The sequence below is a fragment of the Streptomyces sp. NBC_00286 genome (assembly GCF_036173125.1).
Classification (GTDB): domain Bacteria; phylum Actinomycetota; class Actinomycetes; order Streptomycetales; family Streptomycetaceae; genus Streptomyces.
The window spans coordinates 216,404-240,462 of sequence record NZ_CP108054.1 but is presented as its reverse complement, the minus strand read 5'-3'; the positions used below and the strand labels follow the sequence as shown (position 1 = coordinate 240,462).

Genomic DNA, 24,059 nt, shown 5'->3' with positions numbered 1-24,059 from the left:
ACCGTTCGCTGACTGTCCGAGTTCCGCCCGAAGTGCGACCCTAGGGGGACAAGAGGCATCCGCCGAGGGAACTCGGGAGGGCCACGATGGGACGTGATGTGCCGGCCCTGGTGTTCACGCGGGAGGACCGCCGTCGGTACCGGGAGAAGATGCACACCTGCCTCGATGTGCTGACGCAGATGTTGCGGGAGTCGGCTTTCGAGAGCGAGCGCCCCCAGGTCGGGCTGGAGATCGAGCTCAACCTGGTGGACGCCGACGGTCGGCCGGTGATGCGGAACACCGAGGTCCTCCAGGCGATCGCCGACCCCGCCTGGGCGAGCGAACTGGGCCGCTTCAACCTGGAGATCAACATCCCGCCCCGGCAGCTGACGGCCGGCGGCCCCGGCGACTGGGAACAGGAGATCCGCGACGCACTCAACCACGCCGAGGAACGCGCCTCCGCCGTGGGCGCGCACTTGATCATGATCGGCATTCTCCCGACCCTGGGGGAGAGCGACGTCGGCGAGAGCGCCCTGTCCGGCGATCCGCGCTACCGCCTGCTCAACGAGCAGATCTTCGCGGCACGCGGCGAGGACCTGCGGATCAGAGTGGACGGCGTGGAGCGCCTGTCGATGTACGCCGACGCCATCACCCCCGAGGCGGCCTGCACCAGCACCCAGTTCCACCTGCAGGTCGACCCGAAGCAGTTCGCGGACTACTGGAACGCGGCCCAGGCCATCGCTGGCGTACAGATCGCCCTGGCGGCGAACTCGCCTTTCCTGTTCGGCAGGGAGCTGTGGCGCGAGACCCGTATCCCCCTGTTCGAGCAGGCCACCGACACCCGCCCCGAGGAGATCAAGGCCCAGGGGGTACGACCCCGCGTGTGGTTCGGTGAGCGCTGGATCACCAGCGTCTTCGACCTCTTCGAGGAGAACGTGCGCTACTACCCGGCGCTGCTGCCCCTGTGCGACGACGAGGACCCACAGCAGGCGCTCGACGGCGGAGGCATCCCGCAACTGGGCGAACTGACGCTGCACAACGGCACCATCTACCGCTGGAACCGCCCCGTCTACGCCGTCACCAAAGGCCGGCCCCATCTGCGCATCGAGAACCGCGTCCTGCCAGCCGGCCCCACCGTGGCCGACATCATCGCCAACGGCGCCTTCTACTACGGCCTGACCCGCGCCCTGGTCGACGAGGACCGGCCGGTGTGGACGCGGATGTCCTTCTCGGTCGCCGAGGAGAACCTGCACACCGCGGCCCGCGACGGCATCGACGCCCGCCTCTACTGGCCCGGCGTCGGCGAAGTGCCCGTTACGGAACTGGTGTTGCGGCGCCTGCTACCCCTGGCCCACCGCGGCCTCGAGCTGACCGGCATGGACGCGGAGTGGCGCGAACCCCTGCTGGGGATCATCGAGCAGCGCTGCGTGACGGCTCGAAACGGCGCCTTGTGGCAGGCGGAGATGGTCCACCACCTGGAGAAGGCCGGCACCTCCGACCGGGGGGAGGCGCTGCGGCAGATGACCACGACGTACATCGACTACATGCACATGAACGCGCCCGCCCACACATGGCCCGTGGACTGACGCCCGTCGCCCTCAGCCCGTCGCCTTCAGCCCCCGGCTTCACCAGGCGGCGAGCCCACTCCACTCCTCGGCAGCCGTCAGCGGAACGGGAACGGGCGGCTCCGCCGCCGACGTCAGCTCGATCCGCCGCCCCTCGGCCGACGAGCGGAGAAGGGCACTCATCGTCTCCAGTACATGCAGGGCGAGTTCGCCGTTCGCGCGAGGCGCCCGCTGCGCGTCGGCGGAGACGAAGTCGAGCAGTCCGACGCCCCGCGCGCCACCGACGTACCCCGCCGACGCCGGAAGCGTGCGCCACTGCGTATCGCCGAGTTCGAAGCGCCGCACCGCGCCGTCGAAACCGTTCGGATCCGGAACCGCGAGGGTCCCCGTCTCGCCGTGGACCTCGATCGGCGCGGCCGTGGTGGCCACACCGTCGAAGCTCGTCGTGATCGTCGTCAGGACCCCGCTCACGTGCTCGAGCACACCGGAGACATGACTGTCCACCTCGACCGGTATCCGCTCGCCCGCACGCGGCCCGGAACCGATGACGCGCTCGCCGCGCAGCCGCCCGGCCGCCCCGGTCACGGCACGCACCGGCCCCAGCAGGTGAACGAGCGACGCCAGGTAGTACGGACCCATGTCCAGCAGAGGGCCGCCCCCGGCGGTGTAGTAGAAGTCGGGGTGCGGGTGCCAGCGTTCGTGCCCCGGGGTGACCATGACGGCCGAAGCGAACAACGGGCGCCCGATGCTCCCCGCTGCCACCGCCGCCCGCGCCGTCTGAATTCCGGTGCCCAGGACGGTGTCCGGCGCGCACCCCACACCGACACCCGCCCGCGCGGCGGCCTCCATGACGGCACGGGCCTCGGGCAGGGTCGCGGCCAGCGGCTTCTCTCCGTATACGTTCTTGCCGTAGCCGATCGCACCGAGGGCGATCTCGGCATGAGCTGCGGGCACGGTGAGGTTCAGCACCGTGTCCACGTCCGGGCTGCTCAGCAACTCCTCGACGGACAGCGCCTGGACGCCGGGCAGTTCGGCGGCGACCGCGGCCGACCGGGAGGCGTCGAGGTCGGCGACCGCGGTGACCTGCACGGCGGGATGGCCGATGAGCGTGTCCAGGTACGCGCGGGAGATGACTCCGAGACCTACGACGCCTATGCGGTGCGCGTCGCCCACAGCATGCCCCTTTCGATGATGGTGCGGACGTTGGGGTTCTCGAGTACGTCGAGGCTGTGGCCCGGTGTCGTCACCACGACGCGTCCGGCGCCCCAACGGCGGGTCCAGATCGCCGGCGTGGTGACCGGCCGGTGCCAGGGCTGCCACGGCTGGGCGGGATGGGTGGTGGTGGCCAGGACCTCGATGAGGTCGTCGTGGAGCACCCAGTACTGCTCGGTGTCCAGCTCGAAGTCCTCGATGCCCGCGGTGATGTGGTGGTCGCGGCCCAGCTCGGTGATGTTGATGGCGTGCGGCTGGTAGTAGTCCGTCTCGTCACCGCGTCGCTCGCACGGTTCCTTGCCCGGATGCGTGGCGAACTGGCCTCCCACCAGGTGGAGATAGTCGGAGGAGGCGCGGAAGGAGTCGGCGATGCCGCCGTGCCAGCCGGTGAAGCCGGTGCCCGCCACGACTGCCGCACTCAGTCCCGCGAGCTGCTCGGGGGCGATCTCCGACATGGTGATGCACTGCACGACGAGGTCGGTGCCGGCCATCTCGGCGGTGTCGGCGTAGACGTCGGTCGACTCCTCGACCCGGACGGTGTATCCATTGCTCTCGAGGAAAGGCAGAAACAGCTCCGTGGCCTTGACCGGCTGGTGCCCCTCCCATCCGCCTCTGACGACCAGGGCTTTCTTCCGCGTCATCTTGTCCCTTCATGAGGCCGTAGACAGCGCCATCACTATCCTTCAGCCGCCCACGACCCCGAAAGGGGCGCCGGACAACACGAAAGTTTCGACGACCGGAACGGACCCGATGGGACTGACGCGACCGAACCCGACGCGACCGAACCCGACGGGACCGGATCCGACGGACCGGATGGGCCTGAAGAGTCCACCTGCCCGATCGTGCAGCGCGAGTGACCCTGACGCCTCCCACCCCGTGGTGAGCATCGGACCGCGCGCCCTACTCCGGAGCGGTCGACGCGGAAGAAGCCCGGGCGCCCACCATCCAACAGGCCGCGGTGAAGCAGACATCCGAGCCCCGCACATAGGTCTCGAACGCGGCACGGACCGTTTCGACGACCTGCGCGCGGGTCCGCTCGTCCCCCTCCCGCAGGGCCAGGCCGACGGGACCGAACCGGGTGAAGTAGCCGACCAGCTCTTTCTCGGGCAGGGTGCAGGCCACGTCGACCGGCCGGATGTCGATACCGGCCCAGCCGCTCTCCGTCAGGATGCGGTGAATCCGGTCCGGGTCCGCGAAGGCGAACTGCCCCGGCTCGTCCGGCTTCCGGGCGGGCAGATCCGGCAGGAACGGTGCCGCGGCGCGTTCGGCCGTCGTCATGAACGGATTCTCGGCGGGGCCGCGCCAGGTGATGAACCGGAGCTCGGCTTCGTCCTTCGCGGCGCGCCGTAGATTCGAGAAGGCCCGGACGGAGTCGTTGAAGAACATGACGCCGAAGCGCGAAATGACGGCGTCGAAAACGCCGCTGCCGAATGCGTGGTCCTCTGCGTCGGCGTGGATGAACGACGCCGGTGTACCGGCTTCCTCGGCACGCACCCGGGCGGCGCTGAGCATCGGATCGGAAATGTCGACGCCGACGCAGCGACCCGCCGGACCGAGCCGTCGTGCGACGGTCACTGTGGTGCTGCCGGTGCCGCAGCCCACGTCGAGAACGTGAGCTCCGGGTCCGACGGACATCGCTTCGACGAGGAGCTCTTCAAACGGCCTGAGCAGCTCGTCCATCACTGCCTGTGCATCGACCCAGGCGTTGCCGGCGGGCCCGCTCCAACGGGCTGCCTGTTCGTCATCGGTCTTGCGCGTGGCGTCCATGGTCGTCTCCTGGGCTTGTCCACATCGGGGCGAGGTGAAAGCGTGCTACTTCAAGTCGACTTGAGGTCAAGGGTATGGCGGAGGAACTGGACATCGCGGAGGTGGCGCAGCGCGCCGGGGTGCCCGCCTCGACGCTGCGGTTCTACGAGGAGAAGGGGCTGATCGCCTCGTCGGGCAGGCGGGGCCTGCGCCGTCAGTACGATCCCGGTGTACTGGAGCGCCTGGCGCTGATCGCGTTGGGGCGCACGGCCGGGTTCTCGCTCGAAGAGATCGCGCGCATGTTCGCGCCGGACGGACAGCCGCGTATCGACCGGCAGATGCTCGCGGCCAAGGCGGAGGAGCTGGACAGGAAGATCCGCGAACTGGGCGTCCTGCGCGACTCCCTGCGGCACGCCGCTGACTGCCCCGCTCCGAGCCACATGGAATGCCCCACATTCCGCCGCCTCCTCAAGGCCGCCGCGTCCCGCCCCGTTGCGATGCCCGGGAGGCGAGCCCCGGGGGCACCGTGATGCCCCGCCGCCTGTGCCCGGCTCCGCACAGCCTGACATGGCTCCGCCGATCAGTTGACATGCTCAAAACACCTGATTAGCATTCACGAAATCTTGGAAAGCGCTTTCTCTCTGCTCGAGCCTCTGCATTTACGCCTCCGCGCACCCGAAGCGCGGGGTGCATCTCCTGACGGGAGAGTGCCGACATGCACTCGAGGAACCGCAAGACGGCGTCGTTCCCGAAGACGCCCGCATGGAAGCGCCAGTTAGGCACCGCACGCGGCGTCCCCGCTCTCGCTCTCGCCCTGTTGCTCGGCGCGACCATGATGCCCGCAGGCAGCGGCAGTGCCACCGCGCAGACGTCGACGCCAGTGGCTGAGACCCCGCCCACCGGCTTCGCCGCGGTCAACACACTCGGCCAGAACGGCACCACCGGCGGCGCCGGCGGCCCGACCGTCACCGCCACCAGCACAAAGCAGTTCCTGGAGTACATCGACACGACCGGTCCGCTGGTCATCCAGGTTCAGGGCACCATCGACATCACCAGCAAGCAGGGCGTGCGCCCGAACAAGACCATCGTCGGAGTCGGTTCGTCAGCCGTCATCAACGGCGGTGGCCTGGACTTCTACCGCTCGCACAACGTCATCGTGCGGAACATCAAGTTCACCAACGCCGAGGACGACGCCGTCAACGTCGGCCAGGAGTCCCACCACATCTGGATCGACCACAACGAGTTCGTCGGGGCCGTCGACGGGGCGATCGACATCGTTCGCGGCTCCGAGTACGTCACCGTGTCGTGGAACCGGTTCAACAAAACCGACAAGAGCATGCTGCTCGGCCACTCCGACAGCAACGGCGGCCAGGACACAGGCAAGTTGAAGGTCTCCATCCACCACAATTTCTTCGACGGCTCACGTCAGCGGCATCCGCGCGTGCGGTTCGGCGAACCCGTGCACGTCTACAACAACTACTACAAGGGCAACGCCATCTACGGCGTCGCGTCGACCATGAACGCGGGCGTGCTGGTCGAGGGCAACCACTTCGAAGGCGTCGAGTACCCCTGCTACTCCGCGAGCGGATACGACGAGTCGGGCCCGGGCCGACTGGTCCAGCGCAACAACACCTTCACCGGCTCCGGTACGTGCGAGACCAACGGCACCGTGATCGAACCGCGCACCTACTACTCGTACGCGCTGGACCCCGCTGCCGACGTTCCCTCGCTGGTACGGGCCGGGGCGGGCGTCGGAAAGACCGGTGGCTGAGCGCCTGAGCTCGCCACCCCACGACATTCCGTCCGCAGCGAGACGGACGGACTGATCCGCCGTCAGCCCCACAGCGACGGCTCACCCCCACAGGAGGACCCTTCCATGAGCCGCAGACGGACACTGGTGCTCACCAAGAGACCATCCATACCCCGGCGCAACAAGCTGGCCGTGGCCGCGCTGGCAGCCGCCATGCTGGCCGGGCCCGGCGTCGCGCAGGCCGCCCCGCAAGCCGCACCGGCACCCACGCAGGAACGGGTGGCGGCGGCCGGCATGACCTGGAGCCTCGAGCGGGCGAGCAACCCCACCGCGGACCAGCAGGACGCCTACAACCGCATCACGGCCGCCATGAACGCCGCGGTGGCCCGCTACAACAACCTCAGCGACCTCGGCAAGAACATCAGGGTCCGCTACGAGCCGGGCGTGCCCACCGCCGACGGCAACATCAACGGAACCATCCGCTTCGGCAGCAACCGCAGCTACATGACCCAGCGGACCGCCCTGCACGAGATCGCCCACACCATCGGCGTGGGGACGAGCTCGGGCTGGTCCCGTCTCGCCGGCAGCGGCACCTGGACCGGCGCGCAGGCCACGGCACTGGTCAGGCAGTACGACGGTTCGGGCGCCAAACTGTCCACCGGCGGCGGCCACTTCTGGCCGTACGGACTGAACTACGAGAACGAGTTCTCGAACACGGCGGCCGACCGGCACGTCCACATCGTCGCCGCCATGGTCCGCGACGGTCTGTGACGGTACGTGGCCCAAGAGGCCGGTGCTTGGGAGCGGCCTCCGCTCCCAAGCACGTCGCCGGGAAAACGGTCAGCCGGCCTTCGGTTCAGCCTGCTGCAGGACCTCCATGGTCCACACGGTCGACCCGGAGGCAGCCGGCTTGGGACGGTCGCTCCCGCCCTGGTGCGCTTCCTTCATCGAACCCTCCATCCAGGCCTGGAACGACTCCTCGTCACGCCACCGGGTGTAGACGAGGTAGTTGTCCGTGCCGTCGACCGGGCGGAGAAGCTCGAACCACTCGAACCCGTCGGCACTCTCGACGAGCCCGGCCCGCGAGGCGAACCGCTTCTCCAGAGTCTCGCGCTGCTCGGCCGGCACGGTGAGGACGTTGATCTTGACGATGCTCATGGGGCCATCCTGCCCCACAGAACCCCGGCAGCGGCGGGCGGCCCCGCCCCGTCGACCCGTGTCACCGCATCAGTCGCCCAGCACCCGGCGCAGGTAGGCATTGCCGAACCGCCGGTCGGGATCGAGGCGGTCGCGCAGGGCCGTGAACTCCGCGAAGCGCGGGTACGCCTCGGCGAAGTAGCCGGCGTCCCGCGTATGCAGCTTGCCCCAGTGCGGGCGGCCGTCGTGGGCGGTGAAGATGCGTTCCGCGGCCGAGAAGTACTGGTCGTACGGCGTGCCCCGGTACACGTGGACGGCGATGTAGGCGCTCTCGCGGCCGGACGCCGTGGAGAGCGTGATGTCGTCCGCGGGTGCCGTGCGGACCTCCACGGGGAAACTGATCCGCAGGTCCGAGCGGTCGACCATGGCCTTCAGTTCGCGCAGGGCCTCCACCAGGGCCTCGCGCGGGACGGCGTACTCCATCTCCGTGAAGCGCACCCGGCGCGGCGAGGTGAAGACCTTGTACGGGATTTCCGTGTACGTACGAGCCGAAAGGGCCCGGCTGGAAATCTTCGCGATCGCCGGGATCGTCGCGGGCACGGCACGGCCCAGCGAATTGGCCACCTGGTAGACGCCGTTGGAGAGGAACTCGTCCTCGAACCAGCCGCTGAGCCGACCCACCGGGGCGGGCGGGCCCGCGCTGCGGTTGTTGCGCTTGGTGTTGCAGTTGCCGGTGTGCGGGAACCAGTAGAACTCGAAGTGCTCGTTCTCCGCGTGGAGTTCGTCGAAGGTGGCGGTGGCCTGGTCGAAGGTCATCGGTTCTTCGCGCGCCGTGAGCAGGAAGAGCGGTTCGACGGCGAAGGTGACCGCGGTGACGACTCCCAAGGCGCCCAGTCCGATGCGGGCGGCCGCGAAGACGTCCGGGTTCTCCGTCTCCGAGCAGGTGATCAAGGAGCCGTCGGCGGTGACCAGTTCAAGGCCGCGGACCTGTGCCGCGATCGAGGCCGACTCGCGGCCCGTGCCATGGGTGCCGGTACTGATCGCGCCCGAGACGGTCTGCTCCATGATGTCACCCATGTTCGTGAGCGACAGGCCCTCCCGGGCCAGGGCCAGGTTCAGCACCTCGAGCCGGGTACCCGCAGCCACGGTCACGGTGCCGGCCGCGTGGTCGATGGCGCGGATGCCGGTGAGGTTGTCGGGTCGTATCAGCACGCCGTCGGTCGCGGCGGCGGGGGTGAAGGAGTGGCCGCTGCCGACGGGCTTCACCGTCAGGCCGTCCTCGGCTGCCTCGCGTACGACGACCTGGAGCTCCTGGACCGACGCGGGAGCGGTGACGCGTGCCGGGCGGACGGTGACGTTCCCGTCCCAGTTCCGCCAGACGCTCCTGCGCTCGGGGGCCTTGTCCCGGGGCGTACGGTAGCGGGTTGTCTCCACGACCTTCCTTCCTGCTTGCTACGTAACTGGCTGCCAGGTTGGGTGAGTTGGCGGGTCAGAGGAAGGCGTGTCCCTCACCGCGGTACGTCGGGACCTGGTCGACGACCTGCCCGCCCGCCACCAGCTGGAGCGTGTTCACGCGCTCGCACAGCTCGCCCGCCTTGGCGTGCCGGAACCACACATGGTCACCGAGCCGCAGTCCGTACGCGGCCTTGCCGAGTACCGGTGTCTGGACCTCGCCCGCGCCCTCCAGGGGGTTCATCCGCAGGCCCCGGGGCCAGCTCAGGGTGGGCAGCCGGTCCTTGCCGTGCGGGCCGGAGGCGACCCAGCCGCCGCCGAGGACGGTGGCGATCCGGTGGGAAGGGCGGCGTACGACCGGCATGACGAAGAAGGCGGCGGGCCGCGGGCGGAAGTGCCGGTAGAAGTCGAACAGTCCGGGCCCGTAGAGACCTGATCCCGCACCGACCTCGGTGATCACCTGCTCTGCCGCGGTCTGTTCGATGGAGCCGGTGCCGCCGCCGTTGACGAACTCCAGCGGCTGTATGGCCTCGACGGCGGCGATGGTGGCTGCCCGCCGTTCGGCCAGCTCCCGGGCCGAGAAGCGCTGCATGGCGCGGAGCGCGGCACGCTTCAGGGGCGACCCCGGCTGGTTGTCGCCGAGACCGGCGATCTGGCCCTCGTAGGACATGACCCCGGCGAGGTGGAATCCGGGACGGCCCACGATCGCGCGGGCGAGTTCCGCGGCCTGTCCCGGGGTGTGCACGGGGGAGCGGTATGGGCCCAGGTGGATGCGTCCGCCGGCCAGTTCCAGCGAGGCGTCCAGGTCGATGCAGAGGCGGAGGTCCGGTCGGACCGAGCCCAACACGTCGTCCATGAAGTCGAGTTGGCTGACGGAGTCGACCATGAGTGTGATGCGTGAGGCCGCGCGCTCGTCCTTCGCCAGTTGCCGCAATGCGGTGCGGTCCGTGGTCGGATAGCCGATGACCACGTCTTCGTGCTCCCGAGCCAGCCACAGGGCTTCGGGCAGGGTGAACGCCAGAATGCCGCGGTAGCCCTCCCGCTCGAGCGCACGCGCTATCAGATGGCGGCTGCGGACCGACTTGCTGGCCAGCCGGATGGTGGCGCGTGAGCCGGTCCGGTGTGCCAGATCGGCGGCGTTGGCGTCGAAGGCGTCCAGGTCCACCACGGCGAACGGCGGATCCAAGTGCTTGGTGGCGCGGTCGAGTTGGGCCATCCGGACCTCGTTCAGAGGGACCAGGGCGGAGGCGGCCGATGCCGTCTGTTGCATTGCAGAGGCTCCCTGCTGGCGCGGGGCTTAGGTTGCCCGGGCTGAGTTGGTCACTCGTACAAGACGCTTGACTCGTACGGGCGACCATCTCACTCCCGGCCAGCCGAAGTCAACGCTCCGCGAGGGTCATGAGGTGCTCGCCCGCCAGGCGCAGCACCTCGCGGCTGTGCTCGCTGTTGCGGTCGGCCAGCCAGCACAGCGTCACGCCGTCCAGCACCGAGTTGAGATAGCGGGCCAGGACGGGAAGGGGCACGGTCCACCGGATCCCCGCGCTCTCGGCGGCCGCCACCAGAAACTCCTGGTGGACCTCCAGGTAGTGGTCGTACTGCCGGCGGGCCAGTTCCTCGAACCCGGCCTGGCGCAGGGCGTAGTGGGTGAGTTCGTACCCCACCTGGTGCTCTCCCGGGCTGAGCTCCACACCCTCCCAGAAGGTGAACAGCGTCTTGGTGACGCGAGCGCCGAGGTCGTCGTCCTCCGCCGCGAACACGTCCCTGGCCTTGGCGACACTGCTGTCCGTGAGGCGCGTGATGACCTCCTGCAGAAGCTCCTCGCGCGAGTTGAAGCAGTAGTGGAAGACACCGAGCGGCATGTCCGCTTCGCCCACGATGGCGCGTGTCGTGGCCTTGGTGACGCCGTCGCGGACCATGACCCGGATCGCCGCGGCGATCAGCTCTTCCCGCCGGTCCTTCGCTGCCATACGAGCCATACGGTCGCCGCTCCTTCAAGCTTTGAGAGTGGATGCGTACGACGATGCTAGCGCCCTGTCTTGGACGCTCGACCAATATGGGGTGCCGGCGTGCTCGCACTGCAGGCGGCAGGTCACGGCCTCTCCCGCGAGAACACTCAGCCCGCCCGTCCCCGAACAGTGCGCGACGATGGACCCATGTCAGCCAGCCATTCGGCCATCCGGGGAGAGCACGGCATGAGCCATGTCGAGAACGAGCTGAACAGCCAGCCCGAGTGCTGGGTCCGGGCCGCCGAGCGGGCCGCGGAGCACGCGGCCGTGCTGCCCGCCGCGGGGGAGCGGGTCGCGATCGTGGGGTGCGGTACCTCGTGGTTCATGGGGCAGGCGGCCGCGGCGCTGCGCGAGCAGGCGGGCCAGGGCGAGACGGACGCCTTCGCCGCCTCCGAGTTCCCGTACGGGCGGACGTACGACCGCGTCCTCGCCCTCACCCGCTCCGGCACCACCACCGAGGTGCTCGACCTGCTCGGCCGGCTGAAGGGGCGTACGCGCACGGCCGCCATCACCGCGGATCCGCGAACTCCCGTGATGGAGGCGGCGGATGACGTGATCGTCCTCGACTTCGCCGACGAACGGTCCGTGGTGCAGACCCGGTTCGCCACCACCGCGCTCACGCTGCTGCGGACCCACTTCGGCCTGCACACCGAGTCCGTCGTCGCCGATGCCCGCACCGCGCTGTCGGTGCCGCTGCCCGAAGGGCTCGTCGACTGCGCGCAGTTCACGTTCCTGGGCCGCGGCTGGAGCGTGGGGCTCGCGAACGAGGCCGGGCTCAAGATGCGCGAGGCCGCCCTGGCCTGGACCGAGGCCTACCCGGCGATGGAGTACCGGCACGGCCCGATCAGCATCACCTCCGCCGGAACCGCGACCTGGATGCTCGGCGAGGCGCCGGACGGTCTGGCCGAACAGGTGCGGGCCACGGGCGGGTTGTGGGTCGAGGGTGGCCTCGACCCGCTCGCCGAACTCGTCCGAGCCCAGCGACTCGCCGTGGCCGTCGCCGCGGCCTGCGGCCTCGACCCCGACCAGCCGCGCCACCTCACCCGCTCGGTCATCCTCACTACGCCGTGAACCGGCGATCCCCGTCAGACGGAAGGGAGAAGCCGTGCCCCTCGCAGCAACCGGTGAGCTGGTCAGCCGGGCGGCCACGGAAGGCACCGCTGTCGCCGCGTTCAACATCATCACGCTGGAGCATGTCGAAGCCGTCGTCGCCGGCGCCGAATCCGTGAACGCCCCCGTCATCCTCCAAGTCAGCGAGAACGCCGTGAAGTTCCGCCGCGGACGACTGCTCCCGCTGGCCCGCGCCGCCACCGCGGCGGCCGAACAGGCCTCCGTACCCGTCGCGTTGCACCTCGACCACGTACAGAGCGACGGACTGCTGCGACAGGCACCCGACGCCGGATTCAGCTCCGTGATGTACGACGCCTCGCGGCTGCCATACGCCGAGAATCTCACCGCCACGCGGACCGCAGCCCGCTGGGCCCATGACCAAGGGCTATGGATCGAGGCCGAGTTGGGAGAGGTCAGCGGCAAGAATGGCCGACCACGGCTGGACGCCCATGCCCCCGCCGCCCGGACGGATCCCGCCGAGGCACGCGCCTTCGTCGCCGACTCCGGCGTGGACGCCCTCGCCGTGGCGATCGGCAGCGTCCACGCCATGACCACCCGCACTGCCGCCCTCGACCACGCCCTCCTCAAACGACTTGCCGCCACCCTCGACGTCCCCCTCGTCCTGCACGGCTCCTCCGGCCTCCCGGACACCGAACTGACGGCAGCCGTCACCGGCGGAATCACCAAGGTCAACTTCGGAACAGCCCTGAACCTCGCGATGACGGGCGCGATCCGCGACTTCCTCGCCGCAGACCCCGAGGCGGTGGACTCGCGCCAGTACCTCACGGTGGCGCGCGAGGCGATGACGGTGGCGGTGGCGCGGATCATGAGGGTGGTACGAGCCGGCTGAGCTGAGCACAGAAGCACCACGAAGTCCGATCGAGTGGCTGGTCGTGCTCGGTACCACTGGTATTTTTTCGCCATGCGGGAGACGCACGTCCACCTTGGAGAACCGCCCGTCGTGGTGAACGCCGGCGTCGGTGTGCACGGCGTCGCGAGCCGTACCGATGTGTTCCGGCTGCCCGAGCTATGGCAGCTTCACCTGTACCAGTACGAAGCGGAGCTGATCGTCGACGGCACCTCGCACGCCGTCCGCCCCGGCCGGGTCAGCCTCGTACCGCCCGGCACGACGGTCCGTTTCCGCTACCAGGGCCGCTCCGAACACCTCTACGCGCATCTGCGCATCGCCCCCGCCGGATCGCCGCGCACCCTCCCCGTGATGCAGGACGCCGGGCCCGAACTCCCCACGCTCACCAGCCTGTTGCTCCAAGCGATCGCCTCCGTGCCCGGCGCGCCCGAACGCACCAGGGCCGAGATCTGGACGGCCCTGTGGCGCATCGCCCACCTCACCCCGGACGCCGCCGGGCGCCCCGGCCCTCACCCGGCCGTCACCGCTGCGATCGCGTACATCGAAGCGAACCTGGCCGCCGCGCTCACCGTGCCAGCCGTCGCCCACGCCGCCGGCGTCTCGCACAACCACCTGACCCGGCTCTTCCGCACCACGACGGGCGGCACGGTCGTCGCATACGTCCGACGCCGCAGACTGGACCGGGCCCACCACCTGCTGCGCGCCTCGACCCTCTCCATCCCGGCGGTCGCCGCATCCGTCGGCATCCCCGACCTGCAGGCCTTCAACAAGGCGTGTCGACGCGAACTGGGAGCCTCACCACGCGCCCTGCGCGGCGCGACCGGGTCCCCCTCCGGCGCTACTTCTTGACGGCCTTCAGGACCACGAACTTCGCGTCACTGGCCACGACTTGGCTGTTGCCGAAGAGGCGCCGCAGCTTCACGTGGTAGCCGAGGTGCCGGTTGCCGACCACCCACAGCTCGCCGCCCGGCCGCAGTGACCGGCGCGCCCCGGAGAACATCCGCCAGGCCGTTGCGTCGGTCGTCGCCTGGTGGGAGTGGAAGGGCGGGTTGTTGAGCACGAGGTCGACGCTCTCGGGCGGGACGCCGGTCAGCCCGTCGCCGACGCGGAACTCCGCCTTGCCGACGGCCCCTTCGGAGTTGGCGCGGTACGTCGCCTCCGCCGAGGCCACCGCCTGGTACGACTCGTCCACGAACAGCACCTCGGCCTCCGGGTCGGCCAGCGCCATCGCCGTACCGACCACGCCATTGCCGCAGCCCAGGTCCACCACACGCCCAGCCCCGGGCCCGTACGGCAGATGCTGGAGGAAGAACCGGGTGCCGATGTCGAGACGCTCGGCGCAGAAGACGCCCGCGTGGTTGACGACGGTGCGGCCGGAGACGGGACCGATGCCGTCGGGCAGGGTGTAGGTGTGCGGCCAGGGGTTCTTCGGCCGGATGAGCGCGGGGTCCGGCTCGCAGAAGATCAGCCGGGCCTTCTTCTCGGCCAGGGAGGTCCTGGTCGGGCCGAGGATCCGCTCGAACAGCCGCAGCGTCGAGGTGTGGATCTCCTTGACCATTCCGGTACCGACGACGACCGTCCCTTCGTGCACTCCGGGTGCCAGACGCAGCAACTGGTCCTCCAGGAGCGCGAGGCTCTTGGGTACGCGGATCAAGAGCACGTCGATCCGGTCGGGCGGCGGATCCTGGGCGGTGAGCAGGCGCACCGAGTCCGTGTCGACTCCGCCTCGTGCCAGATTCGCGCGGGTCGCCTCCTGGGCGAGGAACGATTCCGTGATCTGCGTCGGCCGCAGCGAGTGAAGGGCGGTGACGAGGGCGCCCCAGCGGTCGCCCACCACGACGACGGTTCCGTCCAGCGACTGCCCCCGCTCCCTGAGTTCCGCGAGATGCGTCAGCAGATACGTGTCGGAGGCGTCCCAGGCGCGCAGCCGCTCACGGGGGTCCTCGGGAAAACGGGCCAGCTCGTACTCGCCCCATGGTTTCGCCATACGCTCGGTCATCGTGCGCCCAGGCTAGCGGAGCCGCAGCTCATGACGTTTTTCGCCCGTACGTCTCCGAGCAGTGCGCGACCATGGAGCCATGAACGCCGAGCTGTTTCCCCGGAGTCGTACGGAGGTCGCGCCGGGCGCGGTGCATGTGCCGAACTGGCTGGACGCCGGACGCCAGCGCGAACTGCTCGAAGCCTGCCGCGACTGGGCGCGCCCACCCGCCGGTCTGCGCACGGTCCACACACCCGGCGGCGGCACGATGACGTCGCGGCAGGTCTGTCTCGGCTGGCACTGGTATCCGTACGGGTACGCGCGCACGGTCGTCGATGGCGACGGCTCGCCCGTGAAGCCGTTCCCGGAGTGGCTGGGCGAGCTCGGCCGTCGCGCGGTGGCCGATGCCTTCGGGGGCGACGAGGCTTTCGAGGGCGAGCCGACAGCTCCGTACGACATCGCCCTGATCAACTTCTACGACGCCGACGCCCGCATGGGCATGCACCGCGACAGCGACGAGAAGTCCGACGCCCCGGTGGTGTCTCTGAGCCTCGGCGACACCTGCGTCTTCCGCTTCGGCAACACTCAGTCCCGTACGCGCCCTTACACCGACGTGGAACTGCGCAGCGGCGACCTCTTCGTCTTCGGTGGCCCCGCCCGGCTCGCGTACCACGGCGTACCGCGCGTGCACCCGGGCACCGCGCCCCCGGAACTCGGCCTGACAGGCAGACTCAACGTCACGCTGCGGGCCAGCGGCTTCTAGCCGGGCACCTTGCGGAGCGGATCATGGGAGACTCGCCCTCATGAACGGCAAGCCGACCCCCCGAGCAGCGGGAGAAGGAACCACGAGGACCCGGCTCGACCGCGGACGCGGCGCGCTCGGGCCCGCGCTGGAGCTCGTACACACGGGACGCGCGCCGACGCGGGCCGTGCTCACCGCCGAACTGGGGGTCACGCGGGCGACGGCGGGCGCGGTGGCCGCGGAGCTGGAGGCGCTCGGGCTGATCCGGGTCGACGCCCGCCCCGGCGCCGCCGCCGGTTCGCAGGGGCGGCCCTCGCACCGGCTCCGGGTCGCCGAGGACGGTCCTGTCGCCCTCGCCGCCCAGGTGCACGCCGACGGTTTCCGCGCGGCGCTGGTCGGGCTCGGCGGCCGTATCGTCGCGACCACGCCGGGCTGCGAGATCGTCGACGCCGACCCGGCGAAGGTGCTCGGCTCGGTCGTCGACGCGGGCGCCCAGCTCCTCCACCAGACCGGACGTTACTGCGTGGGCGCCGGACTCGCCGTGCCCTCCGCCGTCGCCGAACCCGAGGGCACCGCCCTCAACCCGCTCCATCTGGCCTGGCCGGCGGGCGCACCCGTACGGGAGATCTTCGCGGAGCGGATCCACGCGGCCGGAATCACCGGCCCCGCCTTCGCCGCCAACGACGTCAACCTCGCCGCGCTCGCCGAACACCGCCACGGCGCGGGCCGCGGCGCCCGCGACCTGCTGTGTGTGGCCACCGGACACCGCGGCGTGGGCGGCGCGCTCGTCCTCAACGGCCGCCTGCACACGGGCAGTTCGGGCCTGGCACTCGAAGTCGGCCACCTCACGGTCAACCCCGAGGGCCGCCCCTGCCACTGCGGCAGCCGAGGCTGCCTGGACGTCGAGGCGGACCCCCTCGCCTTCCTCACCGCGGCGGGTCGCGACCCCGGCTCCGAGGTCTCGCTCCTCCAGGAAGCGAACGATCTGATCCGCGACCACTACACCGACCCGGCCGTCCGCACGGCCACCGAGACACTGATCGACCGACTGGGCCTGGGACTTGCCGGGCTGGTCAACATCCTCAACCCAGACCGCATCATCCTCGGCGGACTCCACCGCACCCTCCTCGACGCCGACCCGGAACGCCTGCGCGCCGTCGTCGCCGACCGCAGCCTGTGGGGCCAGAGCGGCGGCGTACCGATTCTCCCCTGCACGCTCGACCACAACAGCCTGGTGGGAGCGGCAGAGTTGGCCTGGCAGCCGGTGCTCGACGACCCGCTCGCCGCGCTCACACCCCGGTAAGGCTCCACAGCGCCGACACCAACGGCCGCCGCAGATCGGCGCGTCGTACGCACAGGCCGATCGGGAACCGCTCAGGCGGGGGAGTGGCGGGAAGCACGGCCAGCCGGTCGCGCACCGCACTGTGCTCGAGCACGAGACGGGGTACGACACCGGTGCCGCAGCCCAGCGCGACCAGTGTCAACAGCCCTTCATGGCCGTCGGGTTCGGCCGCCACCTCGGGCGTGAGGCCCCGCGTGCGAAACCAGCGGTCGGCCGCCTCGCGCACCAGTCCGCGGTGGGGCAGCACGAACGGCCCGTCGAGCCCGAGCCCGTCGTCCGCACGGTCGCGGGCCGTGACAAAGACCAGCTCGGTGACCGCCACCGTCCGGCTGACCAGCGGACCCGGCAGTCTCGCCGGAATGCCCGCGACCGCCGCGTCGACCTCGCCCTCGTCGAGCCGGGCGAGCGCGGCTGCCGCGTCGCCGGTGCGCAGGTCGAGGCGTACCTGGGGACGTGCGGTGCGAAAGGGTGCGAGGAGATCGGGCAGCAGCGCCTGACAGGCCGTCACCGTCGCGAACAAGGCGAGCCTGCCGGTGAGTTCGGCCGGATCCGGATGCTCCTCGCGGTACGTGCGCCACAACTCCAGCGCCTCCATCGCGTACGCGCGGAAGCGGTGCCCCTCCGCCGTCAGCGACACCCCGCGCGGGCCACGGTCGAAGAGCCGGTGGCCGAGCCCGGCCTCGAGGCGCTGCACGGTACGGGTCAGCGTCGCGGGACTGACATGACAGTCCAGACTCGTCCGGCCGAAGTTCAGTGTCTGCGCCAGATGCAGGAACAGCCGCAGCTCACGATGGTCATCGAGCATGCCCTCACCTGTGCCTTTCATCTCACGCAACACCCCGCTGCACAAGTTGCGCTTGCCGCAACACGCAGCCGGAGCCTACAACTCGACCATGACCTCGATGACGTACGCGTCCACCGTCTTCCCCCTCGAAACCATGACCGTCCCCGGCGGCACCGAGACGATCCTGCGCGGCGGCCGCCATCTCTTCCCTCTGCTGCCGAAGGCCTTCGCGGGCGTCCACCGCATCGGCGTCATCGGCTGGGGCCCTCAAGGCCGCGCCCAGGCAAGCAACTTGAGGGACTCCCTCGCCGGTACGGACATCCGCGTCGCCGTCGGACTTCGCCCCGGTTCCGCCTCGGCCGCCGACGCCCGCGCGCACGGGTTCACCGAGGCGGACGGCACGCTCGGCGACTGGCTCGCCGTCACCGCCGAGAGCGACCTGGTGATCCTGCTGATCGCGGACGCCGCGCTCGCAGCCCACCACCAGGAGCTGTTCGCGGCGCTGAAGCCCGGCGCCACGATCTGCCTGTCACATGGCTTCCTGCTCGGTCATCTCCGGGAAACCGGCGGCGAGTTCCCGGTCGGGCACGGCGTGATCGCCGTCTGCCCCAAGGGCATGGGCGACTCGGTGCGACGGCTGTATCTGCAGGGCGCGGAGGTCAACGGTGCCGGAATCAACAGCAGTTTCGCCGTGCACGCAGACCCCGACGGTCACGCCGTCGACCGTGCGCTCGGCTGGTCGGTCGCGCTCGGCTCCCCGTACACCTTCCACACCACCCTGGACAGCGAGTACCGCTCCGACATCGTCGGCGAGCGCGCCATCCTGCTCGGCGCCGTCCACGGCATCGTCGAGAGCCTGTACGCGCGCTTCCGCCTCGCCGGTGACGACCCGGTGACGGCGTACGAACGGTCCTGCGAGAACGTCACCGGCCCGATCGCCCGCACCATCTCAGGCTCCGGACTGCGGGCGGTGCGCGAGAACCTCGACCCGGCGGGGCGGGACACCTTCGACCGCGCGTACACGGCGACGTACGGCCCCGCCCGCGACCTCATCGCCGAGATCTACGACGAGGTCGCCGACGGCACCGAACTGCGCAGCGTGATCCTCGCCGAACAGCGCCTCGGCACCCGCCCGATGACCGAGATCGGCGGCTCGCCCATGTGGGCGGCGGGCGAAGAGGTACGCGCCCGGCGAGCCCAACGCGCGCTGCCTGTCGACCCGTTCACGGCAGGCGTCTTCATCGCCACCATGACAGCCCAGATCGACGAGTTCGCCGAACGCGGCCACCCCTGGTCGGAGATCGTCAACGAGTCGGTCATCGAGGCCGTCGACTCACTGCTGCCCTACATGCACGCCCGCCACGTCGCGTACATGGTCGACAACTGCTCCCGCACAGCCCGCCTGGGCGCCCGCCGCTGGGGCCCACGCTTCCAGGCGGCGTACGAGCAGATCGCCTTTCCCGCCTCCGAAAACCCCGCGGACCAGGCCCTGTTGAACACCTTCACCACGAACCCGGCACACGAGGCGCTGGCCGCGGCGGCGAAACTCCGGCCGTCCGTGGACATCGCCGTGGTCTAGGTACGCAATCGATCCCGCCCCGGCGCCGACATATGCAGCACCTCGTACGCGTCGCCGTCGGCCTTGGGCGTGGCGTGTTCCCAGAGGGAGAAGTGGACGAGTTCCCAACGGCTGGTGTCCACGGCAGCCGCCGCGAGCAGCGCGCCGTCCTCCCCGGCCAGCCGACCGGTCTCGCATACGGCCTCCTCCGCGATCTCGGCCAACGGCACGCCGTCCGCCGCAGGTTGGCGCCGCAGCACCGCGACGCGAGCGGGGGAGTGGGCGGCGACGCCCTCCTCGTACGTCAGCCCCGTCCACTGCCGGACCTGCGGCCTGCCGAAGTCATCGGCGATCCCCTGGAAACCGCCGCCCCAGAGAAAGGAGTTCATGCCCGCCACCGTGTTCCACAGATAGAACGGGGCGTACTGGTTCACCGGAGATCCGTGCACACCACGCTCGCGTATCAGGTACGTCTTGACGCCGAGGCCCTCCCAGTCGTCGAGCAGATGCCCCCTGCGGGCGACCCGGTCGCGGATGACGGTCATGTCGTAGTCGGCGGGCAGAGTGAGCGCGTACTGCATGGCGTGCAACGAGTGCCTCCTCAGGCGGGACGGGCGGGACGGGCGGGACGGTCTTTCGGGGCGGCGGTCCCGAGCAGTGACAGCAGCCCTCGTACACCCGCGTCGAACGCCACGGGTGAACCGGACGCGCGGGCCAGCACATAACCGCCCTGGACGGTCGCGACGACGGCCGCCCCGATCTCCTCGCCGTCCAGCGAGGGCGCGAACTGGCCCTGTTCCTGGCCCTCTTCGACGATCCGCGCGATCCGCTCACGCAGCCAGTCGAGCGTCTCGTCGACCGGAGCGCGCAGCTCCGCACTGGCAGTCACGTCGGGGTCCATCGTGAGCCGCCCTATGGGACAGCCGCGCAGCACATCGCGCTCCCGCCGCAGATACGCCTCGATGCGCTCGTACGGCGTGCCAGGCCCGTCGAGTACTCCCGCGGCGGTAGCCCGCATCTCCTCGGCGGTCTTCCGGATCGCGGCCAGGGCGAGGTCCTGCTTTCCCTTGAAGTGGTGGTACATGCTGCCTTGGCCGGCGCCCGCGCGCTCCAGGATGGCCTTGGGGCTGGTGCCCACATAACCGCGCTCCCACAGCAGCCCACGGGTGGCCTCGATCAGACGCTCCGACGTGCTCATGCACGCACTGTACATACTAGTAGTTACAGAAGTCGAGACGCCTGAGAAGCAGCAGCGAGCCACCCGCGTACTCCCGCAGAGGTACGCGCACTGCCGCTGGCCGTACGACGACCTGGGACCCCCTCAGGGACGACTCTCGGAAGCGACACACAACGACATCGCACAGCACATCGCTTCCGAGGAGTTGACCGACCATGCAGACCCTGGCGCACTTCGGCGACGGCGGGCCCGGCCCGTGGATCCTGTTCTTCCCGGTGATCTGGGCACTGGTCATCGGCGGCGGCATCGCGCTCCTGCGCCGCACAGTGTGGCGCGGACGCCGCGGCCCCTGGCGGACCGAAGCCGTAGCCGACAACTCACCCATCACCGTGCTCGGCCACCGCTTCGCCTCCGGCGAGATCGACGAGGACGAGTACTGGCGCCGACTGTCCGTCCTGGACGAGCAGTTCGGCCGCACCGGCAAGGGCGGCACAGCATGACCACGACCACAACGACGACCACCACGCACACCGCCGCCCGCGTCGCCGACGCCGTCAAGGTGTACGGCAGCGGCGACACCAGCGTGCGTGCCCTGGACACCCCTTCCCGAAACTGAGGGCTGCGCCCCAGGCCCCGCTGCCTCCGGCGGGTGGGTGGGGTGCCTACCGGGGTGGGGAGGTGACAGTCGTGTCGCGGCTGCGGGTGCTTCGTGGCTGGTCGCGCAGTTCCCCGCGCCCCTGAGAAACCTGCGAGTGCCCGCACCCCCGAAGAGCCAGCGAACCGAAAAAGCCCGCACCCCGGAAGGGGCCCGCGCCCCGTATCCGCCCGCGCGGGAAAGCCCGGACCCCCTACTACCCGCAGCTTCCCTCCGGTGGGAGGGGACGTGGGCCGGTGCGTCGTATGCCCGTCGCTTAGCTTCGGTCTGGGCAGACCTGCGCCCTGTGTCAGCAAGGGGTCGTATGCCCTGTTGGCGACGGGCTGACGCACCGGCCCGCGGCCCCGCACTCACCACGCACCTAAGGGGCGCGGGGAACTGCGCGACCAGCCACAACGGACCGTCAGCCGACAACGAACCCACCCGCCCAACCGCCGGAGGCACCCCGCGGGGCGGTGTCAATTTGCGGCTCCGCCGCGTGGGCGCGACCAGCCACAACGGACCGTCAGTCGACAACGAACCCCTAACCAACCGCCCCCAGCGGAGCGCCGTGCACCGCCGTCTCCGTAACCGCCGTCTCCGTAACCGCCCCATACGGCGGACACGGCGGCAGCGTCACCGCAGGCGCCGGCGCCGCAAGCGTGAACCACACGACCTTGCCGGACTCGCCGTCCGGCCGCACCCCCCAGCTCTCACTCATCGCGGCGACCATCGCAAGGCCACGACCGCAAGTGGCGGAGGGCGAGGCGTCCCGCACTTCGGGAAGCCGCGGATCGCGGTCCCGCACCGACACCGTGAGCCGGTCGAGCAGCAGCTCGATCTCCACGGTGCACAGCTTGTCGGGCTCCGCATGCCGGTGAACGTTGGTCAGCAACTCGGTCACCCCCAGCGCGGCCCGGTCTATCAAGGCGTCGAGATGCCAGTAGCGCAGTTGCGCCGAGACGATCCTGCGGACCTGGCCGATCCGCGACGGCAGGGCTTGGAGCTCCACCGTGCAGTGCCTGCTTGGCTGACTGATCACGGCTGCGACTCCCCGAATTGAGGTCCGGAAGAAGACGAGTACGGATCCAGCAGGGTGCCTGCGTACAACGGCCGCCTGCTGTTTGTGACCGGTGCGCGCTGGTTCACAGCGTAATCACCGGTGAACCCAGAGTGACGTGGGATCAGCGTGACTCAGGGCATGGGGTCCTGCAACTCGTGGCACCCTCAGCGGCCGCGCCCCGCCGCCTTGCGCACCGCCTCGATGAACCGGCGGGCGGCGGGCGGTCCGGCCTCCCCCGGAGCAGGGTCGTGCTCACCCAGAGTGAGCGTATAGCGGGTGCCGTTGACTTCCGCAAGTGCGCGGTCGTCATGGGCGAACCACGGCTTCGAGGCGCGGACCGCCCGCACGGGTGCGCTGTCGATCTCGCTGCCGTAGCTGGTCAGCAACTCCAGCCTGCCGTCGCTGATCCGGACCTGTCCGGCCCGGGTGAGCGAACGCAGCCTCTTCCCGATCCGTACGCCCGTGGCTGTGAACTCCGGCTCCGCCATGATGCCCCGCCCCCTTATGCGCTACGGCTGTGCTCCGTCCTGGTCCAGTGTGCGTGGCGCTCGGGATCGCCGTCTCGTGTCGGGTTCGCCGTCCCCTGCGGTGCAGTCTGCACGTCCCGCGCGTCGAGCACCAGGGCCCACGCGAACGTCGGGCGCACGGTCCGGCGCACTCGCGCGGATGCGCCCCCCATCGTTGAGTGCCAGTGGTTCCTTTGAGGTGCCCAAAGGTATGTTTATGCAGGTGAGAAGCGTGCGGAAGCTGTCTATGATCGATGCGTCCGACCCGCCGAACCGGTGTCGGCCCATCCATAAGGAGCCCGGCCGTGACAACCCCAGAGCAGGCCCGCACCCATGAGCCGATGGCCACACTCGACGTCGACCACAGCGACACGGAGTACCGGCACTGGCTCAAGGAAGCCGTACGCAAGGTCCAGGCCGACGCCAACCGCTCCGCCGACACCCATCTGTTGCGCTTCCCACTGCCAGAGGCGTGGGGCATCGACCTCTACCTCAAGGACGAGTCCACCCACATCACGGGCAGCCTCAAGCACCGCCTGGCCCGCTCGCTGTTCCTGTACGGCCTGTGCAACGGCTGGATCCGGCGCGGCCGACCCGTCATCGAGGCGTCCAGCGGCTCGACGGCAGTCTCGGAGGCGTACTTCGCGAAGCTGATCGGAGTCCCCTTTATCGCGGTCATGCCCCGCACGACCAGCGCCGAGAAGTGCCGACTGATCGAATTCCACGGCGGGCGGTGCCACTTCGTGGACGACCCACGCAAGATGTACGAGGAGTCCGCCGCCCTGGCGGCCGAGACCGGCGGCCACTACATGGACCAGTTCACCTACGCGGAACGGGCCACGGACTGGCGCGGCAACAACAACATCGCCGAATCGATCTACCGCCAGCTGCAGTTGGAGCGCTACCCCGAGCCCGCGTGGATCGTCGCCACGGCCGGCACCGGCGGCACGTCGGCGACCATCGCCCGCTATGTGCACTACATGCAGTACGACACCCGCATCTGCGTGGCCGATCCCGAGAACTCCTGCTTCTTCGAGGGCTGGACGACGGGCAACGCGGACGTCACCACCGACTGCGGTTCACGCATCGAGGGCATCGGCCGGCCGCGCATGGAGCCGAGCTTCGTACCGGGCGCCGTCGACCGGATGATGAAGGTCCCGGACGCGGCGAGCGTGGCCGCCGTACGCGCACTGGAACAGTCGATCGGCCGCAAGGCGGGCGGCTCGACCGGCACCGGCCTGTGGGGCGCCCTGAAGATCGTCGCCGAGATGGTGGCCGCGGGCCGCACGGGAAGCGTCGTCACGCTGCTGTGCGACCCTGGAGACCGCTACCTGGACAAGTACTACTCGGACGAATGGCTGGGCGCACAAGGGCTGGACATCGCCCCGTACGCGAAGGCGATCGAGTCACTGCTGGCTACGGGGGTGTGGCCGGACTAGGTGTACTTGGG

The 24,059-nt window shown here is 69.9% G+C and carries 25 protein-coding genes; 12 read left to right on the top strand and 13 right to left on the bottom strand.

The window, feature by feature from the left end:
* Positions 1 to 86 precede the first annotated feature (86 nt).
* The gene (locus tag OHT21_RS01205) at positions 87 to 1,565 is read left to right on the top strand and encodes a glutamate--cysteine ligase (protein ID WP_328766226.1); all 1,479 of its coding nucleotides are present in this window, start codon (positions 87 to 89) and stop codon (positions 1,563 to 1,565) included.
* A 39-nt stretch (positions 1,566 to 1,604) separates the two neighbouring features.
* On the opposite strand, the gene OHT21_RS01200 is transcribed toward OHT21_RS01205, so the two are convergent.
* The 3 genes from OHT21_RS01200 to OHT21_RS01190 form a co-directional block, all read right to left on the bottom strand.
* Complete coding sequence (locus OHT21_RS01200; RefSeq protein WP_328766225.1) at positions 1,605 to 2,717, bottom strand: Gfo/Idh/MocA family protein; 1,113 nt, start codon at positions 2,715 to 2,717, stop codon at positions 1,605 to 1,607.
* Positions 2,696 to 3,397, bottom strand: coding sequence for a ThuA domain-containing protein (locus OHT21_RS01195; protein ID WP_328766224.1), 702 nt, complete (start codon positions 3,395 to 3,397; stop codon positions 2,696 to 2,698). Before OHT21_RS01195 ends, OHT21_RS01200 begins: the two co-directional genes overlap by 22 nt.
* A gap of 259 nt (positions 3,398 to 3,656) precedes the next feature.
* Positions 3,657 to 4,523 carry a class I SAM-dependent methyltransferase gene (locus tag OHT21_RS01190; protein WP_328766223.1) on the bottom strand — a complete coding sequence of 289 codons (867 nt, stop codon included), beginning with the start codon at positions 4,521 to 4,523 and terminating at the stop codon, positions 3,657 to 3,659.
* 74 nt (positions 4,524 to 4,597) lie between these two features.
* Here OHT21_RS01190 and OHT21_RS01185 point away from each other — a divergent pair, with 74 nt between their 5' ends.
* The 3 genes from OHT21_RS01185 (at position 4,598) to OHT21_RS01175 (ending at position 7,023) form a co-directional block, all read left to right on the top strand.
* Positions 4,598 to 5,032 carry a helix-turn-helix domain-containing protein gene (locus OHT21_RS01185; protein ID WP_328766222.1) on the top strand — a complete coding sequence of 145 codons (435 nt, stop codon included), beginning with the start codon at positions 4,598 to 4,600 and terminating at the stop codon, positions 5,030 to 5,032.
* A 302-nt stretch (positions 5,033 to 5,334) separates the two neighbouring features.
* Positions 5,335 to 6,273, top strand: a complete 939-nt coding sequence (locus OHT21_RS01180) for a pectate lyase family protein (protein ID WP_443050609.1) — start codon at positions 5,335 to 5,337, stop codon at positions 6,271 to 6,273.
* Positions 6,274 to 6,465: 192 nt separating this feature from the next.
* Entirely contained in the window at positions 6,466 to 7,023 is a 558-nt protein-coding gene (locus OHT21_RS01175; RefSeq protein ID WP_328773929.1) for a hypothetical protein, read from the top strand.
* Between the two features lie 69 nt (positions 7,024 to 7,092).
* Here the strand turns inward: OHT21_RS01175 and OHT21_RS01170 are convergent, their stop codons facing one another.
* The 4 genes from OHT21_RS01170 to OHT21_RS01155 all read right to left on the bottom strand — a co-directional run bounded on the left by OHT21_RS01170 (position 7,093) and on the right by OHT21_RS01155 (position 10,817).
* Complete coding sequence (locus OHT21_RS01170; RefSeq protein ID WP_328766220.1) at positions 7,093 to 7,410, bottom strand: antibiotic biosynthesis monooxygenase family protein; 318 nt, start codon at positions 7,408 to 7,410, stop codon at positions 7,093 to 7,095.
* Between the two features lie 69 nt (positions 7,411 to 7,479).
* Positions 7,480 to 8,823, bottom strand: coding sequence for a D-arabinono-1,4-lactone oxidase (locus OHT21_RS01165; protein ID WP_328766219.1), 1,344 nt, complete (start codon positions 8,821 to 8,823; stop codon positions 7,480 to 7,482).
* A 55-nt stretch (positions 8,824 to 8,878) separates the two neighbouring features.
* Complete coding sequence (locus tag OHT21_RS01160) at positions 8,879 to 10,111, bottom strand: amino acid deaminase/aldolase (protein WP_328766218.1); 1,233 nt, start codon at positions 10,109 to 10,111, stop codon at positions 8,879 to 8,881.
* Between the two features lie 109 nt (positions 10,112 to 10,220).
* Positions 10,221 to 10,817 (bottom strand): TetR/AcrR family transcriptional regulator, encoded by a 597-nt coding sequence (locus OHT21_RS01155; RefSeq protein ID WP_328766216.1) that lies wholly within the window; start codon positions 10,815 to 10,817, stop codon positions 10,221 to 10,223.
* Between the two features lie 216 nt (positions 10,818 to 11,033).
* Between OHT21_RS01155 and OHT21_RS01150 the strand changes: the two genes are divergently transcribed.
* The 3 genes from OHT21_RS01150 to OHT21_RS01140 all read left to right on the top strand — a co-directional run bounded on the left by OHT21_RS01150 (position 11,034) and on the right by OHT21_RS01140 (position 13,674).
* Positions 11,034 to 11,918 carry an SIS domain-containing protein gene (locus tag OHT21_RS01150; protein ID WP_328773928.1) on the top strand — a complete coding sequence of 295 codons (885 nt, stop codon included), beginning with the start codon at positions 11,034 to 11,036 and terminating at the stop codon, positions 11,916 to 11,918.
* 34 nt (positions 11,919 to 11,952) lie between these two features.
* Complete coding sequence (locus OHT21_RS01145) at positions 11,953 to 12,807, top strand: class II fructose-bisphosphate aldolase (RefSeq protein ID WP_328766215.1); 855 nt, start codon at positions 11,953 to 11,955, stop codon at positions 12,805 to 12,807.
* Positions 12,808 to 12,879: 72 nt separating this feature from the next.
* On the top strand, positions 12,880 to 13,674 hold the full coding sequence (locus OHT21_RS01140; RefSeq protein WP_328766214.1) for an AraC family transcriptional regulator: 795 nt from the start codon (positions 12,880 to 12,882) through the stop codon (positions 13,672 to 13,674).
* Here the strand turns inward: OHT21_RS01140 and OHT21_RS01135 are convergent.
* On the bottom strand, positions 13,664 to 14,824 hold the full coding sequence (locus OHT21_RS01135) for a methyltransferase (RefSeq protein WP_328766213.1): 1,161 nt from the start codon (positions 14,822 to 14,824) through the stop codon (positions 13,664 to 13,666). The two genes, OHT21_RS01140 and OHT21_RS01135, sit on opposite strands and share 11 nt — an antisense overlap.
* A 79-nt stretch (positions 14,825 to 14,903) precedes the next feature.
* Here OHT21_RS01135 and OHT21_RS01130 point away from each other — a divergent pair, with 79 nt between their 5' ends.
* The gene (locus OHT21_RS01130) at positions 14,904 to 15,566 is read left to right on the top strand and encodes an alpha-ketoglutarate-dependent dioxygenase AlkB family protein (RefSeq protein WP_328766212.1); all 663 of its coding nucleotides are present in this window, start codon (positions 14,904 to 14,906) and stop codon (positions 15,564 to 15,566) included.
* Between the two features lie 40 nt (positions 15,567 to 15,606).
* Entirely contained in the window at positions 15,607 to 16,848 is a 1,242-nt protein-coding gene (locus OHT21_RS01125; protein ID WP_328766211.1) for an ROK family protein, read from the top strand.
* Here OHT21_RS01125 and ilvY read toward each other — a convergent pair.
* Positions 16,835 to 17,692 (bottom strand): HTH-type transcriptional activator IlvY, encoded by an 858-nt coding sequence (gene ilvY, locus OHT21_RS01120; protein ID WP_328766210.1) that lies wholly within the window; start codon positions 17,690 to 17,692, stop codon positions 16,835 to 16,837. The two genes, OHT21_RS01125 and ilvY, sit on opposite strands and share 14 nt — an antisense overlap.
* 88 nt (positions 17,693 to 17,780) lie before the next feature.
* On the opposite strand from ilvY, the gene OHT21_RS01115 reads away from it, so the two are divergent.
* On the top strand, positions 17,781 to 19,250 hold the full coding sequence (locus OHT21_RS01115; protein WP_328766209.1) for a ketol-acid reductoisomerase: 1,470 nt from the start codon (positions 17,781 to 17,783) through the stop codon (positions 19,248 to 19,250).
* Here the strand turns inward: OHT21_RS01115 and OHT21_RS01110 are convergent.
* Both OHT21_RS01110 and OHT21_RS01105 read right to left on the bottom strand, forming a co-directional pair.
* Positions 19,247 to 19,819, bottom strand: coding sequence for a DUF4865 family protein (locus OHT21_RS01110; protein ID WP_328766208.1), 573 nt, complete (start codon positions 19,817 to 19,819; stop codon positions 19,247 to 19,249). The two genes, OHT21_RS01115 and OHT21_RS01110, sit on opposite strands and share 4 nt — an antisense overlap.
* 11 nt (positions 19,820 to 19,830) lie before the next feature.
* A complete protein-coding gene (locus OHT21_RS01105) occupies positions 19,831 to 20,427 on the bottom strand; it encodes a TetR/AcrR family transcriptional regulator (protein WP_328766207.1) in 597 nt (198 codons plus the stop codon).
* Positions 20,428 to 20,621: 194 nt separating this feature from the next.
* Between OHT21_RS01105 and OHT21_RS01100 the strand changes: the two genes are divergently transcribed.
* Positions 20,622 to 20,906 carry an SHOCT domain-containing protein gene (locus tag OHT21_RS01100; RefSeq protein WP_328766206.1) on the top strand — a complete coding sequence of 95 codons (285 nt, stop codon included), beginning with the start codon at positions 20,622 to 20,624 and terminating at the stop codon, positions 20,904 to 20,906.
* A gap of 678 nt (positions 20,907 to 21,584) precedes the next feature.
* On the opposite strand, the gene OHT21_RS01095 is transcribed toward OHT21_RS01100, so the two are convergent.
* Positions 21,585 to 22,082: an ATP-binding protein gene (locus OHT21_RS01095; RefSeq protein ID WP_328766205.1), complete on the bottom strand. Its 498-nt coding sequence runs from the start codon at positions 22,080 to 22,082 to the stop codon at positions 21,585 to 21,587.
* A gap of 185 nt (positions 22,083 to 22,267) precedes the next feature.
* The gene (locus OHT21_RS01090; RefSeq protein ID WP_328766204.1) at positions 22,268 to 22,591 is read right to left on the bottom strand and encodes a hypothetical protein; all 324 of its coding nucleotides are present in this window, start codon (positions 22,589 to 22,591) and stop codon (positions 22,268 to 22,270) included.
* 323 nt (positions 22,592 to 22,914) lie between these two features.
* On the opposite strand from OHT21_RS01090, the gene OHT21_RS01085 reads away from it, so the two are divergent.
* Complete coding sequence (locus OHT21_RS01085) at positions 22,915 to 24,048, top strand: PLP-dependent cysteine synthase family protein (RefSeq protein WP_328766203.1); 1,134 nt, start codon at positions 22,915 to 22,917, stop codon at positions 24,046 to 24,048.
* Positions 24,049 to 24,059: the final 11 nt, after the last annotated feature.

Coding starts and splice junctions, on each gene's coding strand:
- OHT21_RS01205 (WP_328766226.1), top strand. CDS start 87: ATGGGACGTGATGTGCCGGCCCTGGTGTTCACGCGGGAGGACCGCCGT.
- OHT21_RS01195 (WP_328766224.1), bottom strand. CDS start 3,397: ATGACGCGGAAGAAAGCCCTGGTCGTCAGAGGCGGATGGGAGGGGCAC.
- OHT21_RS01190 (WP_328766223.1), bottom strand. CDS start 4,523: ATGGACGCCACGCGCAAGACCGATGACGAACAGGCAGCCCGTTGGAGC.
- OHT21_RS01185 (WP_328766222.1), top strand. CDS start 4,598: ATGGCGGAGGAACTGGACATCGCGGAGGTGGCGCAGCGCGCCGGGGTG.
- OHT21_RS01180 (WP_443050609.1), top strand. CDS start 5,335: ATGATGCCCGCAGGCAGCGGCAGTGCCACCGCGCAGACGTCGACGCCA.
- OHT21_RS01175 (WP_328773929.1), top strand. CDS start 6,466: ATGCTGGCCGGGCCCGGCGTCGCGCAGGCCGCCCCGCAAGCCGCACCG.
- OHT21_RS01170 (WP_328766220.1), bottom strand. CDS start 7,410: ATGAGCATCGTCAAGATCAACGTCCTCACCGTGCCGGCCGAGCAGCGC.
- OHT21_RS01160 (WP_328766218.1), bottom strand. CDS start 10,111: ATGCAACAGACGGCATCGGCCGCCTCCGCCCTGGTCCCTCTGAACGAG.
- OHT21_RS01155 (WP_328766216.1), bottom strand. CDS start 10,817: ATGGCTCGTATGGCAGCGAAGGACCGGCGGGAAGAGCTGATCGCCGCG.
- OHT21_RS01150 (WP_328773928.1), top strand. CDS start 11,034: ATGAGCCATGTCGAGAACGAGCTGAACAGCCAGCCCGAGTGCTGGGTC.
- OHT21_RS01140 (WP_328766214.1), top strand. CDS start 12,880: ATGCGGGAGACGCACGTCCACCTTGGAGAACCGCCCGTCGTGGTGAAC.
- OHT21_RS01135 (WP_328766213.1), bottom strand. CDS start 14,824: ATGACCGAGCGTATGGCGAAACCATGGGGCGAGTACGAGCTGGCCCGT.
- OHT21_RS01130 (WP_328766212.1), top strand. CDS start 14,904: ATGAACGCCGAGCTGTTTCCCCGGAGTCGTACGGAGGTCGCGCCGGGC.
- OHT21_RS01125 (WP_328766211.1), top strand. CDS start 15,607: ATGAACGGCAAGCCGACCCCCCGAGCAGCGGGAGAAGGAACCACGAGG.
- ilvY (WP_328766210.1), bottom strand. CDS start 17,692: ATGCTCGATGACCATCGTGAGCTGCGGCTGTTCCTGCATCTGGCGCAG.
- OHT21_RS01115 (WP_328766209.1), top strand. CDS start 17,781: ATGACCTCGATGACGTACGCGTCCACCGTCTTCCCCCTCGAAACCATG.
- OHT21_RS01105 (WP_328766207.1), bottom strand. CDS start 20,427: ATGAGCACGTCGGAGCGTCTGATCGAGGCCACCCGTGGGCTGCTGTGG.
- OHT21_RS01100 (WP_328766206.1), top strand. CDS start 20,622: ATGCAGACCCTGGCGCACTTCGGCGACGGCGGGCCCGGCCCGTGGATC.
- OHT21_RS01090 (WP_328766204.1), bottom strand. CDS start 22,591: ATGGCGGAGCCGGAGTTCACAGCCACGGGCGTACGGATCGGGAAGAGG.